This is a genomic window from Roseateles sp. P1_C6 (assembly GCF_056406315.1).
In genome coordinates, this window is sequence record NZ_JBFUAK010000007.1 from 416,816 (window position 1) to 434,489 (window position 17,674).

The following is a 17,674-nucleotide window of genomic DNA, read 5'->3' on the forward strand; positions in this document are numbered from 1 at the left end:
GGGACGCATGGGGGTTTGCCAGCGAGTCACAGGGGTGGCAAAGGTAGCATCCCGCCCATGACCGACAACCGCAAAGCGCTGGTGCTTTTTTCCGGTGGCCAGGACTCCACCACCTGCCTGGCCTGGGCCCTCGACCGCTACGCCGAGGTCGAGACGCTGGCCTTCGACTACGGCCAGCGCCATCGCATCGAGCTGGACTGCCGCAACACCGTGCGCGCCGAGATCGCGCGCGGCTTTCCGCACTGGGCCGGCAAGCTGGGCGCCGACCATTTGCTGGACCTCTCCCTGCTGGGCCAGATCAGCGACACGGCCCTCACCAGCGAGCGTGCCATCGAGTTGCAGGCCAACGGCCTGCCCAACACCTTCGTGCCCGGCCGCAACCTGCTGTTCCTGACTTTTGCCGCGACGCTGGCCTACCGGCGCGGCGCAAGCTTCTTGGTGGGCGGCATGTGCGAGACCGACTTCTCCGGCTACCCGGACTGCCGCGACAACACGCTGAAGGCGCTGCAGGTCGCGCTGAGCCTGGGCCTGGACTCGCCCATGACGCTGGAGACGCCGTTGATGTTCATCGACAAGGCGGCCACCTGGCGGCTGGCCGAGAGCCTGGGCGGCGACGCGCTGGTCAAGCTGGTCGTTGAAGAGACCCACACCTGCTACCTCGGCGAGCGCGGCGAGCTGCATGACTGGGGCCATGGCTGCGGCCATTGCCCGGCCTGCGCACTGCGGGCGCGCGGCTTTGCGCAATACCGGGACGCGGCATGACGGCCTGGGGCTGGGCCAGCGTCGCGGCGGCGGCGCTGCTGTTCTTCTGGGGCGTGGGCGCCTACAACCGGCTGATGTCGCTGCGCAACCTGATCGGCGAGGCCTTCGTGCAGCTGGACGCGCACCTGAAAGACCGCGGCGAGGTCTGCGACAAGCTGCTGGCCGCCGTCGCGCCGCGCCTGGCCAGCGAGCAGGCCACGTTTGACGCGCTGACCAGCGCCCAGGCCGAGTCGAACGCCGCCGCGCAGGCCACGCGCGCCAAGCCCTGGTCGCCCGACCCGGTCGGCGGCCTCGCGGTGGCCAGCGCGTTGCATGCCGCGGCGCTGACGCGGCTGCTGTCGCTGCTGGACCACCAGGCCGAGCTGCGCAGCGAGACCGAGATCGACGCGCTGGTCAGCGAGCTCAAGCTCATTGAACGCCAGCGCGCCTTCGCCCGCCAGGTCTTCAACCAGGCCGTGGGCCAGTACAACGAGGCGCTGCACCGGTTCCCGACGCGGGTGCTGGCCAACCTGTACGGGTTTGGCGAGGCGCGTTCGCTGTAAGAACACCGACTGCGTGCCCTGCGTGCCAGCACCGACCGGGACCGCGCCACCGCGCTGGGCTATCTGCATTTCGGCAGCGGGCTCGCGGCACTGGCAGGCGTGCCGCTGACGCTGGTGATCGACGGGCAGGGCTCATCCAGGCTCGACATGCCGGCCGCATCAGCGGCGAGGCCTGGGATGACGTGGCCGGCTTGCTGCCTTGAAGCGGTTCAGCTGACCGCGATGGCGCCCGAGTCGCACATCTCGCGGAACAGCGCGGCCATGGCGTGGCCGCTCATCGTGTACGGGTCCAGCCGGCCGGTCTCGGAATACTTCAGCAGCAAGGCCGGGTTGAGTCGGTGCAGGTTGACCTGGCCCATGGTCCAGCCGGCGAAGCCGCGCTCGCCGATCTCTTCATAGGCGAGCAGGATCACGTCGCGGTGGCGTGGGTCCTCGACGATGCGCTTGTAGCGCGCGTTGACGGCATTGCGCCCGCCCTCCAGCACCTGCACGAACACGCCGTCGGTGAAGCACAGCAGGCCCGTGATGCCTTCGGCCGGGTTGTGCTCGCGTGAAGCCTTGAGGATGGCGGCGAGATCGCCGTCGGAGGTCGCCGCGGCGGCGCGGCTGGCGTACATCAATCGAACCAGCATGGTCAGCCCTTGGCAATGAGAGAGAGGAACTCGCGGCGCAGGTTGGCGTCCTTCAGGAAGGCGCCGCGCATGACGCTGTTGGTCATCTTGGCCTCGCTGTCCTTGACGCCGCGCCAGTGCATGCAGAAGTGGTCAGCCTCCATGACCAGGGCCAGGCCATCGGGCTGCACACGCTCCTGCAGCTCGTTGGCCAGCATGGTCACGGCCTCCTCCTGGATCTGCGGGCGGCTCATGATCCACTCGCACAGCCGGGCGTACTTGGACAGGCCGATCAGATTGGAATGCTCGTTGGGCAGCAGGCCGATCCAGACCTTGCCCATGATGGGGCACAGGTGGTGCGAGCAGGCGCTGCGCACGGTGATCGGGCCCACGATCATCAGCTCGTTGAGCCGGCTGACATTGGGGAACTCGGTCACCGACGGCGCCTTGGCGTAGCGGCCGGCGAAGACTTCGCGCAGGAACATCTTGGCCACGCGCTTGGCCGTCTCCTGGGTGTTGTGATCGCTGTCGGTATCGATCACCAGGCTCTGCAGCACGGCCTGCATCTTGGCCTGCACCTCGACCTGCAGCGCGTCCAGCTCGCCGGGCTCGATGAACGCGGCGATGTTGTCATTGGCATGGTGGCGGCAGCCGGCGGCAACCAGGCGGTAGCGGATGCGCTCAGAGACCGGCGTGCTGTCCGTCGGCGCTGCGTGGGTAGAAGGTTCCATGCAGCGCATTCTCAGCCGAATGCCCACTTCTACACTGGGCGCATGTCCCAAAGTCCCCAATCCGCCCCGCTGCACCGGCTGCTGTCCCAGGCCGCCGACGCGGTGCAGGGCGTGCGCGAGGGCAAGTCCCTGACCGAGTTGCTGGGTCGCGTGCCGGCCGACCTGCGTCCCGGCACGCAGGCGCTGAGCTTCACCGCGCTGCGCCGCCTGGGCGGTGCCGAAGCCGCCCGCCAGCAGCTGGCGCCCAAGGCACCGCCGCCGCGGGTCGATGCGCTGCTGCTGACCGCGCTGGCCTTGCTGTGGCCCGACGACGATCCGGCTTACACGGACCACACCCTCGTCGACCAGGCCGTCCACGCGGCCAAGCTGCGCGCGCCGGCGAGCGCCGCCTTCGTCAACGCGGTGCTGCGCCGTTTCCTGCGTGAGCGCCCGGCCATCGTGGCCGCCGCCGAGCACAGCCCGCAGGGTGCCTTCAACCACCCGCCGTGGTGGATAGAGAAGCTGCGCCAGGACTGGCCGACGCAGTGGCAGGCCATCCTGGCCGCCAACAACCGGCCGCCGCCGATGACGCTGCGCGTGCATGCGCAGCGCGCCACGGCGGCGAGCTACGTCGAGCGCCTGGCGGGCCAGGGCATCGCGGCGCGGGCGCTGGGCGCGCCCACGCCGCAGGCCGTCGTGCTCGACAAGCCCGTGCCCGTGTCGGCGCTGCCGGGGTTTGCCGAGGGTCTGGTGTCGGTGCAGGACGCCGCCGCCCAGCTCGCCGCCCCGCTGGTCGTCGGCACCGGCCTGAAACGCGGCGCGCGCGTGCTGGATGCCTGCGCGGCGCCCGGCGGCAAGACGGCGCATCTGCTGGAGCTGCAGCCCGACCTGCAGCTGACCGCGCTGGACGCCGATGCGACGCGGCTCACGCGCGTGCAGGACACCTTGAACCGGCTCGGCCAGGGCGCGTCGCTGAAGGCCGCCGACGCCCGCCAGACCGCCGCCTGGTGGGACGGCCAGCCGTTTGACGCCGTCCTGCTGGACGCACCCTGCAGCGCCTCCGGCATCGTGCGCCGCCATCCCGACGTGCGCTGGCTGCGCCGGCCGGACGACATCAGCGCGCTGGCGCGCATCCAGGCCGAGCTGCTGGACGCGCTGTGGCCGCTGCTGGCGCCGGGCGGCCGTTTCGTCTATGCCACCTGCTCCGTCTTCCGTGCCGAAGGTCAGGCCCAGCTCGACGCGTTTTTGCAACGCCAAGCTGATGCGAAGTCCCAGGCCGTGCCCGGGTTCACGGGTCACCTGCTGCCCCTGGCTGACAATGCCCTTCAACCCCAGCCGCCCCTGGACGGCTTTTTCTACGCCCTGCTGACCAAACCCTGATTTGTTCGCCCGCATCGCCATTGCTGCCTTCCTTGCCGTGCTGCTCGCCTTGTTGCCGGGCGGTGCGCGGGCCGATGGTGTCGAGCTGGCCCAGCTGAGCACGCGGCGCGCGGACGACGGGCTGGAGCTGGGCTTCACGACCCGTTTCGAACTGAGCCACGCAGCCGAGGATGCGCTGCACAAGAACGTGCAGCTGTACTTCGTCGCGGAGGCCACCGTGCTGCGCAGCCGCTGGTACTGGCGCGATGCCCGAGTGGCCCGCACCGAGCGCGTCTGGCGCCTGGAGTGGAAGTCGTTGCTGCGCCAGTACCGCGTCTCCACCGGCGGCCTGCAGCAGAGCTTTGCCACGCTGGACGAGGCGCTGAGCGTCATCCGTGGCCTGAGCAACTGGCGCATCGCCGAGCCCAAGGACATCGAGGACGGCGGCAACTACTACCTCGAGTTCAGCTACAAGCTCGACGTCACCCAGCTTCCCCGCCCCATGCAGATCGGCTTGCAGTCGGGCTTTGCCCTCAGCATTGAGCAAAAGCGCGCCTTCAATGCTGATTTCAGCCTGAAGCAATGACCAGGGCAGCGCGATGGGGCTGGGTCATCACGCTGGTGACCCTCACCGGCGTGGCCGGCGTGCTGTCCTTCCTGCTATCCATAGGCTCGACGACGGAGCGCGGCTTCTTCGAGCGGCATTACCACTGGCTGTACTGGGTCAACGTGGCCGTCGCCGCGGTGCTGACGCTGGTCATCCTGACCGCCGCCGTGCGCCTGGTCGTGCGCGTGCGGCGAGGCCGCTTCGGCAGCCGGCTGCTGTTCAAGCTGGCCGGCATCTTCGCGCTGGTGGGCGTCGTGCCCGGCGTGATGATCTACGCCGTCTCCTATCAGTTCGTGAACCGCAGCATCGAGACCTGGTTCGACGTGCGCCTGGCCAGCGCGCTGGAGGCGGGTCTGAACCTCGGCCGCGGCACGCTGGACGCGATGGTGTCCGACCTCGGCAGCAAGACGCGCGACGCGGCCGACCAGCTCGCCGACGCCAGCACGCCGCAGCTGCTGGCGCTGGAGCGGCTGCGCGACAAGCTCAGCGCCCGCACCGTGGCCCTGGTGGGCGGCAATGGCCAGATCCTGCTGGAGAGCGGCGGCGACACCCGCCACCTGACGCCCGACCGGCCCAGCAACACCATGCTGCGCCAGGCCCGCGGCGGCGGTGTCGCCAGCCAGCTGGAGGGCCTGGAGGACGAGGCCGCCGCGCTGCAGGGCGGGGCGCAGATCCGTACGCTGGCGCTGCTGCCCAACACCGAGCTGCGCCTGGGCCTGGGCGAGCGCTACCTGATGGTCATCCAGCGCGTCCCGGCCAGCATGCTCAGCAACGCGCTGGCCGTGCAGACGGCCAACGGCGAGTACCAGCAGCGCTCGCTGGAGCGCGTGGGCCTGCGGCGCATGTACCTGGGCACGCTGACGCTGGTGCTCATCCTGGCCGTGTTCGGCGCGCTGCTGCTGGCCGTCACGCTGGGCAACCAGCTCGCGCGGCCGCTGCTGCTGCTGGCCGATGGCATGCGCCTGGTGGCCCAGGGCGACCTGTCTGCGCGCCCGGTGCTCGCGTCGCGAGACGAACTGGGCGGCCTGACGCGCTCGTTCGCCGACATGACCGGCCAGCTGTCCGACGCGCGCGCGCAGGTCTCGCGCACCGTCGCCGAGCTGGACGCCGCCCGCACCCACCTGCAGACCATCCTCGACAACCTGACCGCCGGCGTGCTGGTCTTCGACGCCGACGGCCACATCGAGACCGTCAACCCCGGCGCCACGCGCATCCTGCGCCTGCCGCTGTCGGCCTACAGCGGCCGCCCGCTGGCCGACGTGCCCGGCCTGGCGGACTTTGCGGCCGCCGTCAGCCGCCGCTTCGAGCAGCACGCCAACCCCGACGCCGGCGAACGCGACCTCTGGCAGGAATCCTTCGAGCTGCAGCTTGACCCCAAGCAGGACCCACTGACGCTGCTGGTGCGCGGCGCGGCGCTACCCCAGGCCGCCCGGCTGCTGGTGTTCGACGACATCTCCGAGGTCGTGTCGGCGCAGCGCTCGGCCGCCTGGAGCGAGGTCGCGCGCCGGCTGGCGCACGAGATCAAGAACCCGCTGACGCCCATCCAGCTGTCCGCCGAGCGCATGCAACACAAGCTCGAAGCCAAGCTGGAGGGCGCCGACCAGGCCATGCTCGTGCGCTCGGTGGCCACCATCGTCAACCAGGTGCAGGCGATGAAGCAACTCGTCAACGAGTTCCGCGACTACGCCCGCCTGCCGTCGGCGCAACTGACGCCGCTGGACCTGAACGCGCTCGTTCACGAAGTGCTCAGCCTCTACGCCGAGCCGCAGGACCGGGGCCGCCTGGCCACCGATCTCGCGCCCAGCCTGCCCTGCATCAAGGGCGACGCCAGCCAGCTGCGCCAGGTCATCCACAACCTCGTGCAGAACGCGCTGGACGCCGTGCACGAGCGCCCCGACGGCCGCGTCACCGTGCGCTCATCGCTGTCGGTGACCGAGGCCGGCGCGCCGCGCTCCGTGCGCCTGCACATCATTGACAACGGCCCCGGCTTCGCCGAGAAAGTGCTCAAGCGCGCCTTCGAGCCCTACGTCACGACCAAGAGCAAAGGCACGGGCTTGGGCCTGGCCGTCGTGAAGAAAATCGCCGATGAACATGGCGCCCGCATCAGCCTGCGCAACCTGCATCCGGCTTCCGATGCGGGTTCTCCCCCTGAAGGCGGGCCGGAGGGTGCCGTGATCGGTGCGCAAGTTTCGCTATCATTTTCGAATCTGGCGCCCGCCACCGAGCCCGGGGCACAAGGCGCCAAGACCTAAGGATTCATGGCCACCATTCTTGTTGTCGACGACGAACTGGGCATTCGCGCCCTGTTGTCCGAAATCCTCAGCGACGAGGGGCACACCATCGAGCTTGCCGAGAACGCCACCCAGGCGAGGGCGGCGCGCGAGCGCATGCGCCCCGATCTCGTGCTTCTCGACATCTGGATGCCCGACGTCGACGGCGTCACGCTGCTCAAGGAGTGGGGCGGCGCCGGCCTGCTGACCATGCCCGTCATCATGATGAGCGGTCACGGCACCATCGACACGGCGGTCGAGGCCACCAAGTTCGGTGCCATCGCCTTCCTCGAAAAACCCATCACGCTGCAAAAGCTGCTGCGCGCGGTCGAGCAGGCGTTGGTCAAGACCGCGCCGCCGCGCCCCGCGCCGGCACCCATGGGCATGCCCAGCTACAGCCGCGCCGACGTCGGCGGCCTGCCCGCGGCGCCCAGCCACGGCGCCAGCCTGTCCAACCACATGCCCAGCAGCAGCGGCAGCAACGCCCTGGCGTCCGAGCAGAGTTTCGAGCTCGACCGCCCGCTGCGCGAGGCGCGCGACGCCTTCGAGAAGAGCTACTTCGAGTTCCACCTCGCCAAGGAGAACGGCTCGATGACCCGGGTCGCCGAGAAGACCGGCCTGGAGCGCACCCACCTCTACCGCAAGCTCAAGCAGCTGGGCGTCGACCTCAGCCGCAACAAGCGCGGCGCCGGGGGCTGACAGCGCGCTTTAGCTTGTGCTAAAGTCGCGGACTTCGCTAAAACGCAGTCTTTAGCGATCAGTACACGGCCTGGTAGCTCAGTTGGTAGAGCAGCGGATTGAAAATCCGCGTGTCGGTGGTTCGATTCCGCCCCAGGCCACCAAGATACGCAAACCCCTGATTTCCAATTGGAATCGGGGGTTTTTGCTTTGTTGCGCCCGCATAGGGGTCGTTGGGTTCGGTGCCAGTTCGGCTGGTCCTACGGGAGTAGGGGGACTTTTGTGTGGGAATGGGTTTTCCCCGCCACCTTTAAGCCAGCCTGTACATAAAATCAGTCCTGTTGGCTTGGCTGCGAAGGTCAATGTCCGAAGAATGCGCAAACTACGCAACCAAGCTACTGCACGGAGCATGAATGAAGACTGACGGGGCCGTCGCGCAAACACAGTACAACGTACTCGATTTATTCTGCGGAACGGGTGCACTTTCTTACGGGCTGGAAGCGCATGGATTGACGCTTCAGACCGTCGGCGGCATCGATTTGAACGCGGCGGCTGTAAAAACGGCGAGCCTGAATCACCCTGCGGCAAACATCGTATGTGGTGACATCGAGAAAATTTCGCCGGACAAGTTGCTCTCCATGTGCAACGTGGCTGACATTGATGTGATCGTAGGCGGTCCGCCGTGTCAGGGGTTTTCTTCGCTTCGACCCAGTCGGGGTTTGGATCTCGAAGATCCTCGCAATTCACTTTACAAGCAGTTTCTCAAGTACGTTCAGGTTTTGCGCCCTCGCATTTTTCTTATGGAAAATGTAGTCGGGCTGCTCACGGCCAACGAAGGGCGCCTTGTTTCTCAAATAATTGCGTCCTTCAAGCGCGCTGGCTACGAATGCGACTGGCGAGTTCTTAATGCAGCTAATTTTGGAATTCCTCAAAAGCGTGAAAGATTCTTTCTGGTGGGCGTGCGAACAAATCTTGGTGCCCGAGTTTCACCGCGCTTCCCAGTGCCCACGCATCGTTTCTCGGGCAAAGTAATTGGGACTTCGAAAAAGGACCGTTATGTGACTAACACAGAGAGCGGCCTCGATCCAATCACTGTTTGGGATGCGATATCCGATTTGCCGAGTCTAAAGTCCGGAGAGGTGAAGGCATCTTACAAACGCAAGCCTCAAAGCGAATATCAGCAAGCGCGCAGAGACGGTGCGCCCGCTAAACTTGCACTTCATGAGGCGGCTAATCACAACGCAAAAATGCTGGAGGTAATTCGCCATGCCGGCTCAAACATCAACGCGCTCCCTGAGGGACTGGTGAGCAGTGGCTATAGCTCATGCTATTCCAGACTTTCCGCAGATGAGCCCTCGACAACCATTACCGTCAAATTTACTTCGCCTGCTTCAAGTAAATGCATTCATCCATTCGATGATCGTGCGATCACTCCTAGAGAGGCTGCGCGCATCCAAGGGTTTGATGATCGTTTTGATTTTTTTGGCAGCAAGACGGAAATTGCCTCGCAAATAGGTAACGCGGTGCCGCCTTTATTTGGCCGGGCCTTTGGGCCAGTGCTTGAGCAACTTCTTAGCAAGCAATCAATCGGAGAATACTGACTGATGCGAAGAGATTGTTTTGAGGCCTTGGATGAACTAAATGGCCAGTCATTGAAGGCCATAAGTCTATTCTCGTCGGCAGGAATCGGTGATCTTGGTGTCGTCGCTGCCGGTATTGAGCTCATTTTGGCCAATGAGCTACTGCCACAACGGGTGGCGCTTTACCGTGAGAATTTCCAGCACCAAATCCTCGAAGGCGATATTCAGCAGTTCAAGAAGGAGATCGTTGCCTCGACTCATAGCGCGCTTGGTGATGATGAACTGTTCTTACTGTATGCAACCCCGCCATGTCAGGGGATGTCCAGCAATGGAATGGGAAAGCTAAAGGCTGAAATCGCCTCTGGAAGAAGGGATGCGGAAGATGCTCGAAACCGTCTGATTATTCCGGCGATGGACGTCGCCGCCGAGTTAAAGCCCCGATGGGTCCTGCTGGAAAACGTTCCGGGTATGGAGGGGACGATTATTCGGACTTCGGGAACTCGGACGGCCAATATCATTGAGTATGTCAGACGGCGGTTGGGTGCCGAATATGAAGGTCGAGCGGAAGTTATCGCATGCGAGGATTTCGGAATTCCGCAGCGTCGAAAGAGATTGATAACAATCTTCACCCGCGACCCGGTCGGAAAGAAATACTTCGAAGCTAACGGTGGCAGCTTCTTCTCACCGGAGATGAGAGAGCCGCGACGGACACTGCGAGATGCAATTGGTGCTTTTCCGCCGTTGGATGCAAAGACTGGGCTAAATGGAGCGCGTAGCTTCCACCCATACCACTATGTTCCGGTGATGTCAGACATTAAGCATCATTGGGTGCAGAACACAAAGGAAGGTGCAACTGCCTTCAATAATCAGTGTATCAATCCGAGTTGTCTCAGTACGACCAATCCGGGTCATTCTGATGTCAAGGTCGATGGAAAATGGGTTTCCTCAAAGGAAATTCCCATTCACTGCATAGAATGCGGGGAGTTGCTGCCCCGCCCGCATGTCCTTGAAAACTCAAAGCCGCGCTTGCTTCGGGGGTTTCATTCGGCTTATCGTCGAATGAAATGGGATGAACCAGCAAGGACGTTGACACAGAATTTCATCTACGAAGCGTCCGACAACAAAATACATCCGACTCAAAACAGGGTACTCTCGGTTTATGAGGCGATGGTGGTTCAGACGATAAGTAAATACAATTATCGATTCTCTGTCGGTGGGGCTGATATCAGCACGGCGAAGATTGCGGAAGTCATTGGTGAATCTGTTCCGCCTTATCTTATTCAGAAAATATGTGAGATGATGGAGCGAAATTCTTCCGTGTCGACTGTCGGCCAATCGGGCATTGCCGGTAGCTGTGTGGGCGTGAACTAATTGGAATCTAGTCGATACCACTGCGCAACTGCTTTATCCGTCTTTGATAGTACTGTTTCTAGGTTGCTTAGCCTCTTCAAATCGGTCGTCACTGGCGTCGGGATTCCAGATTCGAGCTTTTGGAGAATTCTGACGCCCTCAGGATCGCTACTGGCGTCGAAGATCTCATAGTGCAGTGCTTTATTGGTCTTGGGCCCGGAGGTTCCTGCAAGGGTCCACCAGAATCGAGCGACCGGATTGCCCATGGCCATCATTTCAGGCGCTTCGAATCTAGCAGTATTTTTAACGCCGTTGGCGCTGTTGTAGCCGATTTGTTTTGATGACCCATCAGGTGCAATCACCATAGCTGTACCTTGCATAAATGAGGCGTGTAACAGCATCGAAATTTGCAACTGGCTTCCATCTCGGCGTGGCCGCACGCGCATCAAAAGAGCGTCTCCGACCTGCGCACCAAGCGGCGGCTCTACGACACCCTTTCGAGTGCCCGTTCTTGTTCGTCCAAATAGCGGGCTGCCCTTGGATGCTCTGGATTGCTCTTCTGACCTTCGGCGAGAGCGAAGTTTTGATTCAGTTAAAACGTAGCCGCGCTCGCATAGTTGCTCCAGCAGGGCTCTAGTCAACCGGCGCGTCCGGGAATCGCTTTTGCTGTCGCGCCAAGTCGTAAGGATTAGTTTGGCTTCGCGAATCGTGCTATCGCTGACAGTGCCTGCAAAGTGAAGGGAAGCCTCCAGATTTGTATCTAGTCCGGCCCCTGTCAGATTGTTTGATCCGACATATAAACGAGCTAATTCTTCATTGCTGAACAGGAATACCTTTGGATGGAAGGTGCAAGCAGGATTCTCATCGTGAAATACATGCGTTGTGATGTTTGTCCCTGACTCTTCGAGATCCAGGAGCGTGCTTAACGCTTCATAGGTCGTACTGCCGAAGTCCAGTCCGATGGTTGCACGTATGCGACCACCCTTGACGAGAAAGTCTTCCATCGATCCGTGAATCTTCCGAGCGCCTGAGCGGTTGAGCCATGCCACCGCTAATTCGAAGCTAGCCCACCGCCGCAGTCCAGACGATCTCGAGATCAGTTCTTTGCAGATTATTTTGCCGAAATTATATTTGGGTTGGACGATCAGCATGCGTGTTATCCGTAGTCCCTGACCAACCTATTGTGGCGGTGCCCACTTGTTCGTCAAGCGGGATGACCCACTTCGACAAGGTGTGATTAGGCACCTCCCAAGTGCGCGCATGGCTCTGAGAAAAGGGCTGCATTGCGGCCGGAAGCATTCAATCATTGCGATCACAGTGTCGATATGGAACATGAATGCCACATCGGCGGCCCATTTCGGCGTTTCGACCAGCGATCAGAGCCGGCCTGGTGGCGTTAGACCGCAGCCTCGGCCTCGGCTTCTGCAACCAACTCCGATGCCTTTAAGCCCAGTGCTCGCGCCAGCTTGGCAATCGTGCTGATGGTGGGCTGGTTTTGCCCCAATTCGATCAGCGAGATGAAGTTCCGCTGAACACCTGAATCAAGTCCAAGCTGTTCTTGGCTCAGGCCGCGCGCCTTCCGCAGGCGCCGCAACGCGACGCCAATCGGCAACTCGAACGTACTCCCAGCCACTCCCACCATATGGGGAGAATTTCTCCGGCTGTCCCGGATCCGTCTTCCCGATATATTGGGAATTTGAGAGCGGATTCGCTAGTGGTGTTGCCCGGCCATGGTTGATGTCACTTGGTCCGGGAGGCTCTCAATGTCGCCCATCCCTTCTCGATCCAAAAACTTACTCAACACAAGGAGGAACCATGAAGAAACTGACCCTGGTACTGCTGACTGTGCCGACGTCCATGCTCAGCGGCTGCGTGTCCATCACGCCGGCCTCGTTCATGCAGTCCACCTACCTCGACACCAAGGGCTCGACGCCCCGCGTTTACCAGAGCAGCAGTGCCGTGGATGCCGCCGGCAAGTGCGCGATGTTCAACATCCAAGAGCGCATCGCATCGTTCAACGCCGCGTATGCCGATGAGCCGGCAAAGCCCGGTACCAAGGAAATACGCGCCCGCAGCGAGGTCGGCATGGCCGCCATCGTGCAACTCGCGCCCACGGCCACCGGCAGCAGCATCACTGTCTGGATCTCCAACCACTACCCCCTCAAGGGGACGCTCGCAGAGCGGATCTCCAAAGGCTGCTGAGCTCAAGCCCAACGTCAACCAACCTTCTTGGAGGGGCATGGCAATCACAGCAACGTTGATCGGCATATTCGGAAAGACCGCTGCGACCGGTCTGTTGAAGCATCTTGGCGCCAGGAAAGATGGCGCCGCGAAACTCGCGGAAGCCGCCACCGCAATAGAGAGGGGCGTGTCTGCCGTTGAAGCCCTGCGGCAGGCGTTCGGGAAAGAGTTTCTCGAATCACTCAACGAAACGCTGGGAACGCCCAAGACGGCGGGGTTCTCATACGAGGCTGGCACGGCCACTTACGTCGCAATCAATGGCACCGGCCAGCCGCCCGCCGTGAGGCTTCGCGATGAGCTGAACATCAACCTCGATCGGCTCACCCTGCTTGAGCTGAAAAGTGCCGACCTCAGGAATCACTGCCTGGGCTTAATGTCCAGATGGAAAGCCCGTTGTCTGGAGAGCTTTGGCGATGAGCATGCCGAGGACATCAACTCGACGTACTCAGTCATCGAAACGCTGTTGAAGGGGGAGGGTAAGGATTTCCGGCGCGTCTACCGCCTGATCAGCGCAACAGGTGTCGGCGGCGTCGGCGCACTGTTGTTGATCTCGGGTGTCCTCACGGCCGCCGGTACCGGGGTCGGGCTTGTGGCTTCAATCTCCATGTTCCTCTACGGCATACCTTGGCTGAACGTTGGCGCATTGGTTCTGTCGGGCTCGTTGCTGCTGGCGCTTGCCGCGACCGCGCCCCGCATGAAAGATGAAATTTCGCTGTCCATTGCGCTGGCATACAAGCTTCTGGAGCGAATTACGTCAGACGACCGGAGTGCATGACCACATCACCATAGGCCCACGGCGACAGGCACCACCACCTGCCAACTGAGCCAACAACCTCACCGAAGCCCCACTGGAGAAATTCAGCGGGGCTTTTCTATTGTTAGAACCAAAGGAGCTCTATGCACGTACTTCGCCAAGCCACTGAGGTGCAGGCGTTCATCAACGAAACCGACGACGCCGAACTCGGCCAACTCCTGCGCCGCCGCGTGAAGGAGGTGGAAGCAGACGGCGACCGCATAGAAGAGTTGGCGCGCGTCATCGTCATTGAGTCGGGAGACTCACTATCCGCGCTGGAAGCGCATCTGGAAATCACCCTAGATGTCTCGGGTGGCTACCCCTCGTGGGAGTTCATCGAGGACCACGGCAGTACCTTCGAGATGGTGTTCGTGCTGTCGTCGTCCGGCTATGGCGCGATGGTCTTTGTGCAGAAGATAAACGGCCCATCAGAGCTGCTGGCGTTGTGTCGGCAGCACGCCTTTTGAGGGTGGCTGGCAATGCCTGCGTGGCGGCTCGGCATGAGAAAGCTAACTGCGCAATCAGTGTCATCTTATGTGATAGAGCATTCCGCTCAATCAGCGTCGGCACGAGCCGGAACGCTCAGACCCTTCAAGGAGATCGCATATGTCCACGACACCAAATCCGTCTGACTCGCAGCCGGAAGAAGTACTGCCGCCTGACCCAATCCAGGCCGTGTTCACCGGCGAGTGCTCGTCGCTATCCGGCCTGTCCACGCTGACCTTCGAGATCGGCCGCCACACCGAGGACCAGACCCTGCATCTGCGCATTGCCACCAACTCGGGCGGTGGCATGTTCCACGACGGATGGGCGCCAGCATCGACGTTCGACGAAGTCGTCAAGCGTGCCACTCGCCTGACCGCCAAAGCCCTTCGTGCGGTTCATCCCGGCCGCAGTGTGAACACCGCCGGCTTCCTGCTTGCCGTTCTCAAACATCTGGGCATGGCCCGGGTGAATGAAGAAAACACGCGGCTGCATGAGCACGTGCCAACCACGAGCTTCGAGCAGGTCGCTATGGCCGCCATGCAGGACCTGGCACCCGGCAAGAAGGGCCGCGCGTTGCGCGCTTCCAAGAACGCCGCCGACTGAATCGGCACACCAACCTAACCACCTACCTAAGAGAACCTTAATGACCTACATCGACAGCATTGCCATTGCCGCCCAGCACGCCCATGACAGCGACTTCCCCGCTGAACTGCTGCCGCTGGTTATCGCCAGCCAGGCCTCCTTGCTTGCAGGCTTTGAGGCAGGGCATTGCAGCTCAGCCTGGGACTGACCACGCCGCCAACCTATGCCTATGCCACCTCTTGGATCACGCCAGAAAGCCAACCTATCTCGTTGGCTTGCTGCGTCGCGATTCGGGAGGTGGCGCACGGCCTATTTTTTTGCTCGCGGCCGCCCATGCCGAAACATCCGAAACGCCGCCACGGACCCGCCAGCGTTTCGTCGTTGCGGATGTTGCGGATCCGCGAGACCTGTGCTGCTGCCTTGACCGGCACGGGGGCATCGGCGATGATGGGCATGTGTGCATCAGCCTATTCCCATTAAGTTGGGCTAAGCAAGATGCCCACCCGATGTCAGCCGAGCACCTGTCCCCACCAGCCCGGCGAAGAATTGTCCTAGTGGGGCCCGCTGATCATCAGCGGCGCATAGATCCTTAGACGCTTTCGGCTCAGCACGTCGTCCATCGTGTTGACCAGCGCGTCGGTCAGCCAGTACTCAGGACTCCATGTTTGCCTTTGGAGTGCATGGACACAGCCGCAGACGCTGTGCCGCTCCTTCCTGCGCGCCTGTATTTCAACGAGCGGTTGTTCTTTAACAACCCGATATGAACGCGACTCCATTGGAGGGCGCCAGCGTGGCCGTGCAAACGACGTCTGGCATTGATCACCCTCCCAAATCTACCAATGACCATTCGCCGGATGCAGTGCACACGTCCGGCCAAAACGCTTCCAGCAGAGAAGCTGCTGGCTCCCTAGCCAACGTAGATAAACGACAGAGACAGAAGGACAGCTCGACAAGCCGTAGCTCGCCCACCAGTTCTCCGTTCGATGACCCAGTAGCGGCCAGCGAGCCCGTCAATCTGGCTTCGTTGCTGGACGAAATCTACGGGGTCGTGCGCAGCCACGTGATCCTCGACGAACACGATGCCGTCGCTGCGACGCTGTGGATCGCACACTCGCACATGACCGGGGCGGCGAATGTCTCGCCTCTCGCGATCATCAATGCACCCGAGCGGGCCTGCGCGAAGACGCTTTTCCAGAGCGTCCTCGGGAAGTTTGTTAGGCGCCCGCTGCACGCATCGAATGCCACCATGTCGGCCATGTTTCGGGCCGTCCAGACCTGGCACGTGACGCTGATGATCGATGAGGCGGACACATTCTTCCGTGACAACAAGGACCTGCACGGCATGGTGAACGCCGGTTATCAGAAGGATGGCTACGTGCTGCGCAGCGAGCAGGTCGGCGACACGTTCGAACCCAAGGCCTTCTCTGTGTATGGCGCGAAGTCGATCGCTGGAATCGGCCTGGAGCGGCATCTTCCCGATGCCACCTTGAGCCGTGGCATCCACTTCAACATGCGCAGGAAACTCAGCCACGAGAAAGTGAAGCGGCTCAGGGATCTTGACGATGCCTTGGTCGCACGCCTGAACTCGCAGCTGGTGCGCGCGGCCGAGGACAACATCTGCGATGTTCGAGACGCCCGCCCGATGCTGCCTAGCGAGCTGAGCGACAGGGCGCAGGACAACTGGGAACCGCTGCTTGCGATAGCCGAGGTAGCCGGCGGCGAGTGGCCTCTACGAGCTTCTAAAGCCGCAATTCGTATGGGCACAGAAGGCGAGGATCAAGGCAGCCCTGGCAATGACCTGCTGGCTGATGTCATGGAAATTCTCGCCACATGGAAAGCCCCGACGATCAAGACGGTCGACCTAATCAAGCGGCTCACCGACGACCCGGACGCTGGCTGGGACACCTATAACCGTGGAAAGCCGCTTACACCCCGGCAACTCGCGCGGCTGCTGTCCAGCTATGGCATCAGGCCGAAGACGGTCCGCCAGCCCAAAGATCCTTTGAACCCGAACGGCAGCACGCCTAAAGGCTACGAAATCGCGGAGTTCAATGAGGTGTTTGCACGCTACGTGACGGGTACCAAGAAATCCCCGGCGGAAGTTGCCGCAACGCCGCAACCGGTCGAAGACGATTCCGACCTTTATTAAGAGAGTCAGTTTCGACGGTGGCCAATCCACCGTCAGTTCCCCCAGGCGGCACCGCCGCCTTAATAAGAAGAACAGCGGTGAAGTCATGGGTGCTTGACCCCGACAGCTGCTGCCCCATCACGAAATATGGAGTTCGTAATGAGTGCAGACACGCTTACCAAATGCACCCCAAATCCTGCCGCCTTCGGCGCATTCCTCGCCACGTACGGAGGGGAGCGTTGCGAAAAGATGCTGGGATCGACTGAAGAAGCCCGTGGGCTTTTCAACCTGGTCTATTCGACGACCAAGCTGAAGCTGCCCGAACTCGATTCGGGCCGAAACCACAAAGCCAGCGAAATATGCAGTGACCTCTGGCTGGGATTCCGCCCGCGCGAGACTCACTGCGCGGGCATGTGCATGGCCTTTATGGCACGTCGCGGCCTACTTCCAATCAAGCTGCACTGGACAAGATCCGGCGGTGGCTCAAAGAAGTACTGGATCGTGCGTAGACAAGCTCCGCGTGGAGCGCTGACCACGGCCTGACCGCCGCGCTGACGCCCCCTCGGTGCCCGCTTACCACGGCGAGCAAAAGGGGGTAACTCGATGACCCCGATGAAGTTTTCGCGCCGGTAGGCGGCCTACATGCGTCGTCGCCGGCAATAGCAATCCAGAAAAGCTAACTAAGCAATTAAGTGAATAACTCAATCAACCCAACCAATTTGAAGGTGTTGATTTCCTCCGAAACCTGACCCACCCCATTCAGTGATTTCCGTTCAAACCTGACCCACGTATGAACCCTAGCCTGCCGCTATTTGCGGCAGGAGCACTGGAGTGATTGACGTGGCGACACTGAGTGTCATCAGGCGGTGGGCCCTGCGAGAGCAGCTGTCCATCCGCGAGATAGCCCGACGCACCGGCCTGTCTCGCAACACCATCAGGAAGTACCTGCGCGCCGGCGACCAAGAGCCGACCTAT

21 protein-coding genes and 1 tRNA gene are annotated in these 17,674 nt (G+C 62.1%); 17 read left to right on the top strand and 5 right to left on the bottom strand.

What is annotated here, in order from left to right:
• Window positions 1–57: 57 nt before the first annotated feature.
• Window positions 58–762, top strand: a complete 705-nt coding sequence (gene queC, locus AC1D29_RS17850; RefSeq protein ID WP_477899800.1) for a 7-cyano-7-deazaguanine synthase QueC — start codon at window positions 58–60, stop codon at window positions 760–762.
• On the top strand, window positions 759–1,304 hold the full coding sequence (locus AC1D29_RS17855; RefSeq protein ID WP_477899802.1) for a LemA family protein: 546 nt from the start codon (window positions 759–761) through the stop codon (window positions 1,302–1,304). The genes queC and AC1D29_RS17855 overlap by 4 nt, the downstream gene beginning before the upstream one ends.
• Window positions 1,305–1,513: 209 nt before the next feature.
• Here the strand turns inward: AC1D29_RS17855 and AC1D29_RS17860 are convergent, their stop codons facing one another.
• Window positions 1,514–1,936 (bottom strand): BLUF domain-containing protein, encoded by a 423-nt coding sequence (locus tag AC1D29_RS17860; protein ID WP_477899804.1) that lies wholly within the window; start codon window positions 1,934–1,936, stop codon window positions 1,514–1,516.
• Between the two features lie 2 nt (window positions 1,937–1,938).
• Complete coding sequence (gene folE, locus AC1D29_RS17865) at window positions 1,939–2,646, bottom strand: GTP cyclohydrolase I (protein WP_477899806.1); 708 nt, start codon at window positions 2,644–2,646, stop codon at window positions 1,939–1,941.
• Between the two features lie 42 nt (window positions 2,647–2,688).
• Between folE and rsmB the strand changes: the two genes are divergently transcribed.
• The 7 genes from rsmB to AC1D29_RS17900 all read left to right on the top strand — a co-directional run bounded on the left by rsmB (window position 2,689) and on the right by AC1D29_RS17900 (window position 10,490).
• Window positions 2,689–4,005 (top strand): 16S rRNA (cytosine(967)-C(5))-methyltransferase RsmB, encoded by a 1,317-nt coding sequence (gene rsmB / locus AC1D29_RS17870; RefSeq protein WP_477899808.1) that lies wholly within the window; start codon window positions 2,689–2,691, stop codon window positions 4,003–4,005.
• Between the two features lies 1 nt (window position 4,006).
• A complete protein-coding gene (locus AC1D29_RS17875; RefSeq protein WP_477899810.1) occupies window positions 4,007–4,570 on the top strand; it encodes a DUF4390 domain-containing protein in 564 nt (187 codons plus the stop codon).
• Window positions 4,567–6,843, top strand: a complete 2,277-nt coding sequence (locus AC1D29_RS17880; protein WP_477899812.1) for a sensor histidine kinase — start codon at window positions 4,567–4,569, stop codon at window positions 6,841–6,843. Before AC1D29_RS17875 ends, AC1D29_RS17880 begins: the two co-directional genes overlap by 4 nt.
• A gap of 6 nt (window positions 6,844–6,849) precedes the next feature.
• The gene (locus tag AC1D29_RS17885; protein WP_477899814.1) at window positions 6,850–7,560 is read left to right on the top strand and encodes a response regulator; all 711 of its coding nucleotides are present in this window, start codon (window positions 6,850–6,852) and stop codon (window positions 7,558–7,560) included.
• Between the two features lie 67 nt (window positions 7,561–7,627).
• Window positions 7,628–7,703 (top strand) — tRNA-Phe (locus tag AC1D29_RS17890).
• Window positions 7,704–7,952: 249 nt separating this feature from the next.
• Window positions 7,953–9,140 (top strand): DNA cytosine methyltransferase, encoded by a 1,188-nt coding sequence (locus tag AC1D29_RS17895; protein ID WP_477899816.1) that lies wholly within the window; start codon window positions 7,953–7,955, stop codon window positions 9,138–9,140.
• A 3-nt stretch (window positions 9,141–9,143) separates the two neighbouring features.
• Window positions 9,144–10,490 carry a DNA cytosine methyltransferase gene (locus tag AC1D29_RS17900; protein WP_477899818.1) on the top strand — a complete coding sequence of 449 codons (1,347 nt, stop codon included), beginning with the start codon at window positions 9,144–9,146 and terminating at the stop codon, window positions 10,488–10,490.
• Here the strand turns inward: AC1D29_RS17900 and AC1D29_RS17905 are convergent.
• Window positions 10,487–11,620 carry a hypothetical protein gene (locus tag AC1D29_RS17905; protein ID WP_477899820.1) on the bottom strand — a complete coding sequence of 378 codons (1,134 nt, stop codon included), beginning with the start codon at window positions 11,618–11,620 and terminating at the stop codon, window positions 10,487–10,489. The two genes, AC1D29_RS17900 and AC1D29_RS17905, sit on opposite strands and share 4 nt — an antisense overlap.
• 245 nt (window positions 11,621–11,865) lie before the next feature.
• Window positions 11,866–12,081: a helix-turn-helix domain-containing protein gene (locus AC1D29_RS17910; protein WP_477899822.1), complete on the bottom strand. Its 216-nt coding sequence runs from the start codon at window positions 12,079–12,081 to the stop codon at window positions 11,866–11,868.
• Window positions 12,082–12,284: 203 nt separating this feature from the next.
• Between AC1D29_RS17910 and AC1D29_RS17915 the strand changes: the two genes are divergently transcribed.
• The 5 genes from AC1D29_RS17915 (at window position 12,285) to AC1D29_RS17935 (ending at window position 14,779) form a co-directional block, all read left to right on the top strand.
• Window positions 12,285–12,671: a hypothetical protein gene (locus AC1D29_RS17915; protein WP_477899824.1), complete on the top strand. Its 387-nt coding sequence runs from the start codon at window positions 12,285–12,287 to the stop codon at window positions 12,669–12,671.
• 37 nt (window positions 12,672–12,708) lie between these two features.
• Window positions 12,709–13,485, top strand: a complete 777-nt coding sequence (locus AC1D29_RS17920; protein WP_477899826.1) for a hypothetical protein — start codon at window positions 12,709–12,711, stop codon at window positions 13,483–13,485.
• A 149-nt stretch (window positions 13,486–13,634) separates the two neighbouring features.
• Window positions 13,635–13,970 (top strand): hypothetical protein, encoded by a 336-nt coding sequence (locus AC1D29_RS17925; RefSeq protein WP_477899828.1) that lies wholly within the window; start codon window positions 13,635–13,637, stop codon window positions 13,968–13,970.
• Window positions 13,971–14,109: 139 nt separating this feature from the next.
• Window positions 14,110–14,592 (top strand): hypothetical protein, encoded by a 483-nt coding sequence (locus tag AC1D29_RS17930; RefSeq protein WP_477899829.1) that lies wholly within the window; start codon window positions 14,110–14,112, stop codon window positions 14,590–14,592.
• 40 nt (window positions 14,593–14,632) lie between these two features.
• Window positions 14,633–14,779, top strand: coding sequence for a hypothetical protein (locus AC1D29_RS17935; protein WP_477899831.1), 147 nt, complete (start codon window positions 14,633–14,635; stop codon window positions 14,777–14,779).
• 19 nt (window positions 14,780–14,798) lie between these two features.
• Here the strand turns inward: AC1D29_RS17935 and AC1D29_RS17940 are convergent, their stop codons facing one another.
• The gene (locus AC1D29_RS17940; protein WP_477899833.1) at window positions 14,799–15,026 is read right to left on the bottom strand and encodes a hypothetical protein; all 228 of its coding nucleotides are present in this window, start codon (window positions 15,024–15,026) and stop codon (window positions 14,799–14,801) included.
• Window positions 15,027–15,595: 569 nt separating this feature from the next.
• Here AC1D29_RS17940 and AC1D29_RS17945 point away from each other — a divergent pair.
• From AC1D29_RS17945 to AC1D29_RS17955, 3 genes are all read left to right on the top strand, one after another.
• A complete protein-coding gene (locus tag AC1D29_RS17945) occupies window positions 15,596–16,720 on the top strand; it encodes a DUF3631 domain-containing protein (protein ID WP_477899835.1) in 1,125 nt (374 codons plus the stop codon).
• 138 nt (window positions 16,721–16,858) lie between these two features.
• Window positions 16,859–17,242: a hypothetical protein gene (locus tag AC1D29_RS17950; RefSeq protein WP_477899837.1), complete on the top strand. Its 384-nt coding sequence runs from the start codon at window positions 16,859–16,861 to the stop codon at window positions 17,240–17,242.
• Window positions 17,243–17,530: 288 nt separating this feature from the next.
• The coding region (locus AC1D29_RS17955) for a winged helix-turn-helix transcriptional regulator (RefSeq protein WP_477899850.1) at window positions 17,531–17,674 on the top strand (144 nt) is incomplete at its 3' end.

Bases quoted from the DNA above. Each gene is read 5' to 3' on its own strand.
- AC1D29_RS17935 (WP_477899831.1), top strand. From the start codon at position 14,633: ATGACCTACATCGACAGCATTGCCATTGCCGCCCAGCACGCCCATGAC.
- AC1D29_RS17855 (WP_477899802.1), top strand. From the start codon at position 759: ATGACGGCCTGGGGCTGGGCCAGCGTCGCGGCGGCGGCGCTGCTGTTC.
- AC1D29_RS17900 (WP_477899818.1), top strand. From the start codon at position 9,144: ATGCGAAGAGATTGTTTTGAGGCCTTGGATGAACTAAATGGCCAGTCA.
- AC1D29_RS17880 (WP_477899812.1), top strand. From the start codon at position 4,567: ATGACCAGGGCAGCGCGATGGGGCTGGGTCATCACGCTGGTGACCCTC.
- AC1D29_RS17860 (WP_477899804.1), bottom strand. From the start codon at position 1,936: ATGCTGGTTCGATTGATGTACGCCAGCCGCGCCGCCGCGGCGACCTCC.
- AC1D29_RS17915 (WP_477899824.1), top strand. From the start codon at position 12,285: ATGAAGAAACTGACCCTGGTACTGCTGACTGTGCCGACGTCCATGCTC.
- AC1D29_RS17895 (WP_477899816.1), top strand. From the start codon at position 7,953: ATGAAGACTGACGGGGCCGTCGCGCAAACACAGTACAACGTACTCGAT.
- AC1D29_RS17905 (WP_477899820.1), bottom strand. From the start codon at position 11,620: ATGCTGATCGTCCAACCCAAATATAATTTCGGCAAAATAATCTGCAAA.
- folE (WP_477899806.1), bottom strand. From the start codon at position 2,646: ATGGAACCTTCTACCCACGCAGCGCCGACGGACAGCACGCCGGTCTCT.
- AC1D29_RS17885 (WP_477899814.1), top strand. From the start codon at position 6,850: ATGGCCACCATTCTTGTTGTCGACGACGAACTGGGCATTCGCGCCCTG.
- AC1D29_RS17930 (WP_477899829.1), top strand. From the start codon at position 14,110: ATGTCCACGACACCAAATCCGTCTGACTCGCAGCCGGAAGAAGTACTG.
- queC (WP_477899800.1), top strand. From the start codon at position 58: ATGACCGACAACCGCAAAGCGCTGGTGCTTTTTTCCGGTGGCCAGGAC.
- rsmB (WP_477899808.1), top strand. From the start codon at position 2,689: ATGTCCCAAAGTCCCCAATCCGCCCCGCTGCACCGGCTGCTGTCCCAG.
- AC1D29_RS17920 (WP_477899826.1), top strand. From the start codon at position 12,709: ATGGCAATCACAGCAACGTTGATCGGCATATTCGGAAAGACCGCTGCG.
- AC1D29_RS17940 (WP_477899833.1), bottom strand. From the start codon at position 15,026: ATGCCCATCATCGCCGATGCCCCCGTGCCGGTCAAGGCAGCAGCACAG.
- AC1D29_RS17950 (WP_477899837.1), top strand. From the start codon at position 16,859: ATGAGTGCAGACACGCTTACCAAATGCACCCCAAATCCTGCCGCCTTC.